This is a genomic window from Corynebacterium sp. SA-MJD20WY100, assembly GCF_039822565.1.
GTDB classification, from domain to species: domain Bacteria; phylum Actinomycetota; class Actinomycetes; order Mycobacteriales; family Mycobacteriaceae; genus Corynebacterium; species Corynebacterium phoceense_A.
The window spans coordinates 143,145-149,519 of sequence record NZ_JBCJKS010000006.1 but is presented as its reverse complement, the minus strand read 5'-3'; the positions used below and the strand labels follow the sequence as shown (position 1 = coordinate 149,519).

7 protein-coding genes are annotated in these 6,375 nt (G+C 59.2%); all 7 read right to left on the bottom strand.

The window, feature by feature from the left end; genetic code table 11:
• Positions 1–606: 606 nt before the first annotated feature.
• From ABJ196_RS05295 to ABJ196_RS05265, 7 genes are read right to left on the bottom strand one after another with little or no spacing between them, the layout of a single operon-like run.
• Positions 607–1,629, bottom strand: coding sequence for a hypothetical protein (locus ABJ196_RS05295; RefSeq protein ID WP_347305530.1), 1,023 nt, complete (start codon positions 1,627–1,629; stop codon positions 607–609).
• Positions 1,629–2,462: an AAA family ATPase gene (locus ABJ196_RS05290; protein WP_347305529.1), complete on the bottom strand. Its 834-nt coding sequence runs from the start codon at positions 2,460–2,462 to the stop codon at positions 1,629–1,631. The genes ABJ196_RS05295 and ABJ196_RS05290 overlap by 1 nt, the downstream gene beginning before the upstream one ends.
• Entirely contained in the window at positions 2,459–3,400 is a 942-nt protein-coding gene (locus tag ABJ196_RS05285) for a hypothetical protein (protein ID WP_347305528.1), read from the bottom strand. The genes ABJ196_RS05290 and ABJ196_RS05285 overlap by 4 nt, the downstream gene beginning before the upstream one ends.
• Positions 3,393–4,214: an ABC transporter ATP-binding protein gene (locus ABJ196_RS05280; protein ID WP_347305527.1), complete on the bottom strand. Its 822-nt coding sequence runs from the start codon at positions 4,212–4,214 to the stop codon at positions 3,393–3,395. The genes ABJ196_RS05285 and ABJ196_RS05280 overlap by 8 nt, the downstream gene beginning before the upstream one ends.
• 6 nt (positions 4,215–4,220) lie before the next feature.
• Entirely contained in the window at positions 4,221–5,135 is a 915-nt protein-coding gene (locus ABJ196_RS05275; RefSeq protein WP_347305526.1) for a hypothetical protein, read from the bottom strand.
• Positions 5,132–5,896 carry an ATP-binding cassette domain-containing protein gene (locus ABJ196_RS05270; RefSeq protein WP_347305525.1) on the bottom strand — a complete coding sequence of 255 codons (765 nt, stop codon included), beginning with the start codon at positions 5,894–5,896 and terminating at the stop codon, positions 5,132–5,134. Before ABJ196_RS05270 ends, ABJ196_RS05275 begins: the two co-directional genes overlap by 4 nt.
• Complete coding sequence (locus ABJ196_RS05265; protein ID WP_347305524.1) at positions 5,893–6,267, bottom strand: GntR family transcriptional regulator; 375 nt, start codon at positions 6,265–6,267, stop codon at positions 5,893–5,895. The genes ABJ196_RS05270 and ABJ196_RS05265 overlap by 4 nt, the downstream gene beginning before the upstream one ends.
• Positions 6,268–6,375 lie beyond the last annotated feature (108 nt).

Genomic DNA, 6,375 nt, shown 5'->3' with positions numbered 1-6,375 from the left:
AAACTCTCCACAAAAACCAATCAGAAAAAATCCGATAAAGGCTTAAAGGCCGTGAAAAGCCCAATACCAAAGCAAAAAGAACAAACCAACGCCACAACCCTTCGTTAAACAACGAATAAGGCAATGACCTGGCATATCCAAAAATTACATAAAATAAACAACACTGACCCCCACACCCGACGGGGCAAAAAAGGGGCCAGCACACCATCACAAACAAATGCGATAACCGTTTACATATGCACCGATAAACAAACTTAAAAGTTTACAGTGACGCGTGTTTCGAACAACGCCACCCGGCACACACCAACCAACCCCTCCATCTAAAAGGGGCCAGCATAAACAGCACTCACACCATCTGAAACAGACAAAAATAAAAGTACATTGGCACACTATTGAGTTCTCAAACATCATCACCACACCCTCAAACAACGAAACAAAGTTTCGCAATCCAAAAGGAAGGTAGATTGTCAATCGCTTGTTTTCCTCCCGCCACTTCAGCCAAACACCATCAAGTGTTTGTGGGGCGTTGTCGGTCGCGCTGACTTAGATAAAGATACACAGCGATCTAAAAACACACAAATCCCCAGCACACACCAGCTTTTGCGACTAGCTAATTCCTAGCCATTCAAGCATTCCACCGCGATACGGATTGGCGGTGCGTGCATAGAGCGGAAGCAGCGCTACCCACAGGAAATAAACAACGACGGCAGAGACCGCGAACGACCATGGAGGGAGTACCTCCGTGAGCGCCAGAATGAGAAAGAGAAGGACCGTTACCCCAAGTCCAGCGGTCCACAGAATGGTCCGTCGAGATACCAGCTCCCAGCTCACACCGAGCACAGGGATCAACACACTGATGCCAAACAGGAGTCCAGTAAGAATTCCCTGCGTAGCCCACACAGCGACTTCCATAGCAACACCAGCAATTGCCCACACAACGCTGAGCAAGGCGACCGCGCGCACCCACACCCGGCGCGTTCCACCTAACGTGAGAAACTCCCTGAAGGACGTGCGGTAGCTGTCCATGAGCGCACCCAGTGTCCACATCGTCACCATGACAAAGACGATATTGAGATACGTGACGGCGACGTCCCACCATGCAACGGCAGCCCATATGATCAGTGCTACGGCGACATATCCAGCGACAACCCACATCCATGCGCGTAGCAGTGGGCGGAAGACAAGCTGCGCCGCTGGGGTTACGGGCAACCGCCCGAAGGAGGTATTCCCCTCTCCGGAAATGCGTTCCTCGAAATCACGCACCTCCGCATCTGATGACGCAGCATCCTGCGGGGTCTGACGAAGGGTAACCACCGCACGAATGCTCCACGCGACGACAACCGCAGCGGTCAGCCACCACCACTGGCGAGCCACCGAAACTGCACCTCCGAGCACGACGTAGTACGCGGCGAGCCCTAGGTTGTAGCGCGTCTGCACTTTTCGCGAGAGCCCCAGCGCCGTGGCTTTCGTCTTGTTCACCGTGGTCGATAGGACCACAACCACCACGAGGAAGGCCAGCAGACCACCCGTTACCGGACCCTGGACAGGCGCGAGGATGCCCCACAGCAACAACATGATGCTGTAGACGACAAATGTATACGTCTCGAGGACTGAAAAGAACAGTCGCATCACGCCTCCCCTAATGCCAGCACGGCTTCCTCAAGCGCGACTTCCTGTGCCCGCAGCCCTAGGTCCTTGGCCTGGTCGAAGACGCACTGTGCAAACTTGGGACGTGCGTCGACAATCGCGCGGTCGGCCAGGGTTGAGGACTCTCGTGCAAGCACGGGCAGTTGAAGCCTGCCCAGCGCGCGGTCGATCTGAGGGGCGGGCCCGGAGACGGCGATGATGGAATCGACGATCTCGTCGATGGGGCCAGAGAGCGGTTCATCGGCAAGTAAGAGAATGGTGTCGAGGTAGCCCTCAATCTCCGAAAGATGATGGGTCGAAACCACGATGGTCCGCGTCCCTTGTTCCTCACGCATGATGTCAAAGAAGATCTGCCGACGTTTCACGTCGAGCCCCAGATAGGGCTCGTCGAGCACCATGAGCTCACAGCCCGAGGCCACCGCGAAGATGAAACCCATCGCGGATTTTTGTCCGCGCGAGAGCGAAGAGTAGTTCTGCACCGGAAGCGCGAAGGCGTCGACCAGTTCGTCGGCGCGGTCTTGGTTCCACGTCTTCCAACGCGCCTGGCCAATCCGGAACAGCTTCTTCACGTTCCAGCCGTCAAACAGCGGGTTGTCAATGCCCATGAGGATCGTCCGGTCCATGACGCGTTGGTTGTCGAAGGGATCCTCGCCAAAGACGCGCAGGCCTCTGGACGGAAACTGGCCGGCCATCATGCGCAGGAGCGTCGTCTTACCTACGCCGTTAGCGCCTACGAGCCCGTGTGTCAGTCCCGGCGCGAGCTCAAAGTTGAGCGCTGGCGTGTTCTTCATCTGCAGGTTGGTCGCAGTAATCATCGTCTAAGCTCCACTCGCTTCTGAGTATTGGCGTACTTCGGGTAAAGCCACAGCATGACCGCAGCTATCAGGAACAAGACCCCACCTGAGATCAGTAGATAGACAGCGTCCGGCTCAATTCCTCTCATAAACCCACCAACTGTCATGGGAACGATAATTGCAATGATGGCGCCCACAGTCGTATTCATCAGCGCGTAGGTAAAACAGAAAGTCCCGACGTTGATAGCTACGAGGGAGGGTTCCAGCACTAGCGTGAATAGCGCGACACCGAGCATGCCGATGCCCCCGTTCGCCAGCGTCCTATTACGCCAAGCCCGGCGCGTCTTGCCAAAGGCTTGCCATTCCGCGAGCTGTGTGCCGGTCATGAGATTGGAACCGACGGAACCGGCTACCACCGGAACAGCCACGACGAGAGAGCCCCACATGTCCGGAGCAATTTCTGGACGTAGAGCCTTCCAACCCCACAGGAAGACGCCGAATAGCGCGACGATAAAGAGCATCATATGCCACTGCCCTTCCCCAGGATTCTTTTCCACTACAGGCTCGTGGTCGCGGGAACGATCCTCCTTGACCTGCTGGTGAAGAGTCAACCCCAAAGTAGCTGCGACGAGCGTAGTAAGTAGCACCGTCACAACCCACGGCAACTCGCCTACCGTAAGAGCGAAAGTCATTGCAGCGGCAATGAGCACAATAGGCACGTTGATTCGCACGAAGTCGGCCCGACGATAGCCGAAGGCCTTGAGCGTGCCATACGGCACGTGAAGGGTCGAGCCAATGCCGATCGGCACGAGGGGGAAGAAAATCATGGATACCCACGAAAGATCACCAATGACCGTCTTGAACACGACGAGCGGCGCGCACATTAAAAGCACCCCTAGCAAGCGCCGTTTAGAAGCCGTCCAGTGCCGAAAGACGACAGACACAAGTCCTTTAGACATCGCTGCCTCCCATCGCGAGTGCCACGGCGGCCTCGAGGGCGACCGGGGAGCCATCAGCGACGCCGCGGCGTACGACGACGCGGGTGCTGGAGCCGAGCGACTCGGTGGCGAGGGCGGCACGGACAAGCTCGGGTGGAACGGGGTTGGCGACGGTGAGCGAGACGAGGGCATCATCAAGCCGCTCCGACTCGAGCGTCCTGATGACGCCGTCGCGCAGAACGAGGTAGCAGTCCACGAGCTTGGCGGAGGCCTCAAGATCGTGGGACGCAATGACGATGGTGCGCGGGTTCGCCTCCTGGGCGGCGACAAGTTCGCGGTAGAACAGGTCGCGGTTCTGCACGTCGAGGCCGAGGTAGGGCTCGTCGAGGAGTGTGAGCGGCGCGCGGGCGGCTAGTGCGATGACGATGGCGAGCATGGAGCGCTGGCCGCGTGAGGCCTTGCTGTGGGACGTCTTCACGTCCAGGTCAAAGGCCTCGAGCAGGTGGTCCGCCGTCGCCTGGTCCCAATGCGGGTAGCGCTTGGAGGCGACATCGAGGATGGCCTTGAAGCTCCAGTTCGCGGGGTACGGGGTGTCAACGCCGGTGAAGACGATGTCATCCATGACGGCCTGGTTGTCAAAGGGGTCCTGGCCGAAGACGGTGATGTCCCCGTCGTAGCGCGCCTGGCCGGCGAGCAGTGAAAGCAGCGTGGACTTGCCTGTGCCATTGCGGCCGACAAGACCGTAGATGCGATGTTCCTCGAGCTGTAACTCGACGTCACGGAGGACCTGCTTCTTCTTGAAGGACTTCGCGGCGTGGTGAGTAGTGACAATCATGCGTATTTAAACCTCGGATCTGTGCAGGCGTGGGGAGAAACGAACGGACGGGGCTGGACTTTCATCGCGCAAGGGACGGTAGAACACGACGTAGGCGGTGACGACGGCGAGGATGACGAAGGTAATGAGCTGCCATTTCAGCGAGTCGCCGTCACGCAGGTGACCGGAGAACATGAGCATGCCGAAGGTTGCGAAACCGGTGCCCAGGCCGGGGAGTGCGACCAAAAGCAGCACGCAGGTGGCGGCAAAGGGGTAGACCCAGCCAAACTGGAAAACCACGGCGATGCCCGCGAAGATGACAAGGCTCAGCGCGGCAAGAATGAGCTGGCGGCGCACCCACTCGGTGCGTGGATACCCGAAGGCCTGAAGGCCGGAAGGCGTAAGCTCAGTCCACGGCATCTGCGCGATCATCCCCAAGATGAATGGGAAGAAGGCCCAGAAGGCCGGACCCCACGTGGGGCCGAGGAAGGGCTGCGCCACTGCAAGTAGCGGGATAGCAACCGCGGCGCTGGCTAGCAGGAGCCACCAGCCATGGAAACGCAGACTTCCCTTCGCGAAACGGCGGGATTCACCGCGGTTGCGGAAGAACAACCACACCCAGAAGGCAAGAAGTGCAAGTGCTTCAAAGACGAGCCATCGCGCGGGAAGGAGGAAAGCCTGCGCACCGAGCCCAATGGCAAGGAAGACCACGAGCGGCGTGACGTTGGTGCGGATCCATTCGCCGGTTGTCATGCCGAAAGCATCGGCACTGCGGCGCGGGAGAAAGAAATAGGCAAGTGGTAGCGCCACGGCGGTGACGCCGAAGAAGGCGACCGGCCATACCGCGACAACGCTCCCTAAGAGCAACGCCAAGCCAAGGAGCGCCACGCTCACGAGGGCCGCGACCCAGCCGCCATTGGTGAACTGGTACTTGAAGATCATCGCTGGCCTCCCAGAATGCGGACCGCGTCGGCCAGCGGCAGAGGCGTGCCGTCAGCGACGCCGCGCGGCACGACCATGCGGGACTGACCGGCGATCTCCTCGGTGTGCACGGCGTGTGGGGCGAGATCGGGAGAGCCGGGGGCGACCACGAAGGCATCGTCAAGCTCGGCGGCTGAGTAGTCCTGCATGCCCTCGCCCATGAGGAGGAAGCGGTCGAAGTGCTGAGCGGATTCCTCGAGAGCATGGGTCGCGACGACCATCGTGCGGTCATGCGGAAGGTTGTCGTAAAAGATCGTGCGGTTCGTATCGTCGAGACCCAAGTAGGGCTCATCGAGAAGAGTGAGCTCCGCGTTGGCGGAAAGCGCCACGACAATGGCGAGCATGGAACGCTGACCGCGCGAGGCGGCGGCGTAACTCGTGTGAAGGTCGAGGTCGAACGCGTCCAGGAGGTCATCGCGCAGCGACCAGTACGGGTAGCGCTGTCCAGCAGCGGTGAGGATGTCGTGAAGCCGCCAGTTGGGGTAGGCGGTGTCCACGCCGGTAAACACGATGGTGTCCATGACCGCGCGATTGTTATACGGGTTGTGTGAAAGCTCGCCTTCGTAGCGCTTCTGTCCAGCAAGGAGGGAGAGCAGCGTCGTCTTGCCGCAGCCGTTGCGGCCCACCAGGGCATGGAGCTGGCCGTCGTGGATATCGAAGTTGAGTCCTTCGAAGACCTTCGTGCTTCCGAAGGACTTGGAGAGAGTGCGGGCGGTGATCATGAGTAGAGGCCTCGACTTTCTGCGACGCGGTGAACGAGTTCCTGGAGTTGGCCCCGCGTGTAGCCGAGGCGGGCAGCCTCGTCAACGAGTGGTGCGACGTATTCGGCAGCAAAGTCGCTGCGGCGGCGCTCGCGGATGCGCTCAGTCGCGCCGTCCGCGACGAACATGCCGATGCCGCGGTGCTTTTCGAGAATTCCGAGTTCGACAAGCAAGGTAATTCCTTTCCTGGCGGTCGCGGGGTTGATGTTGTGGAACGCGGCGAGCTCGTTCGTCGACGGGGCTTGCGCACCTTCCGCGAGTGCGCCATCGATGATGGAATCTTCGATGAGCGCGGCAATTTGCCGGAACAACGGTTGGGTGGAGTTGTCCATGGGCATCCTTAGTTGGTTAGTTACTTGTGTAACTAACCATATTAGTCACCTGGGACTTCGTCAAGGTTTATCGCAGTTTTTGCCGTTTTGGGGCACACTGGAGGGAAA

Excerpts from the sequence above, each read along its gene's own strand:
- ABJ196_RS05295 (WP_347305530.1), bottom strand. The coding sequence starts at position 1,629 with ATGCGACTGTTCTTTTCAGTCCTCGAGACGTATACATTTGTCGTCTAC.
- ABJ196_RS05290 (WP_347305529.1), bottom strand. The coding sequence starts at position 2,462 with ATGATTACTGCGACCAACCTGCAGATGAAGAACACGCCAGCGCTCAAC.
- ABJ196_RS05280 (WP_347305527.1), bottom strand. The coding sequence starts at position 4,214 with ATGATTGTCACTACTCACCACGCCGCGAAGTCCTTCAAGAAGAAGCAG.
- ABJ196_RS05285 (WP_347305528.1), bottom strand. The coding sequence starts at position 3,400 with ATGTCTAAAGGACTTGTGTCTGTCGTCTTTCGGCACTGGACGGCTTCT.
- ABJ196_RS05270 (WP_347305525.1), bottom strand. The coding sequence starts at position 5,896 with ATGATCACCGCCCGCACTCTCTCCAAGTCCTTCGGAAGCACGAAGGTC.
- ABJ196_RS05275 (WP_347305526.1), bottom strand. The coding sequence starts at position 5,135 with ATGATCTTCAAGTACCAGTTCACCAATGGCGGCTGGGTCGCGGCCCTC.
- ABJ196_RS05265 (WP_347305524.1), bottom strand. The coding sequence starts at position 6,267 with ATGGACAACTCCACCCAACCGTTGTTCCGGCAAATTGCCGCGCTCATC.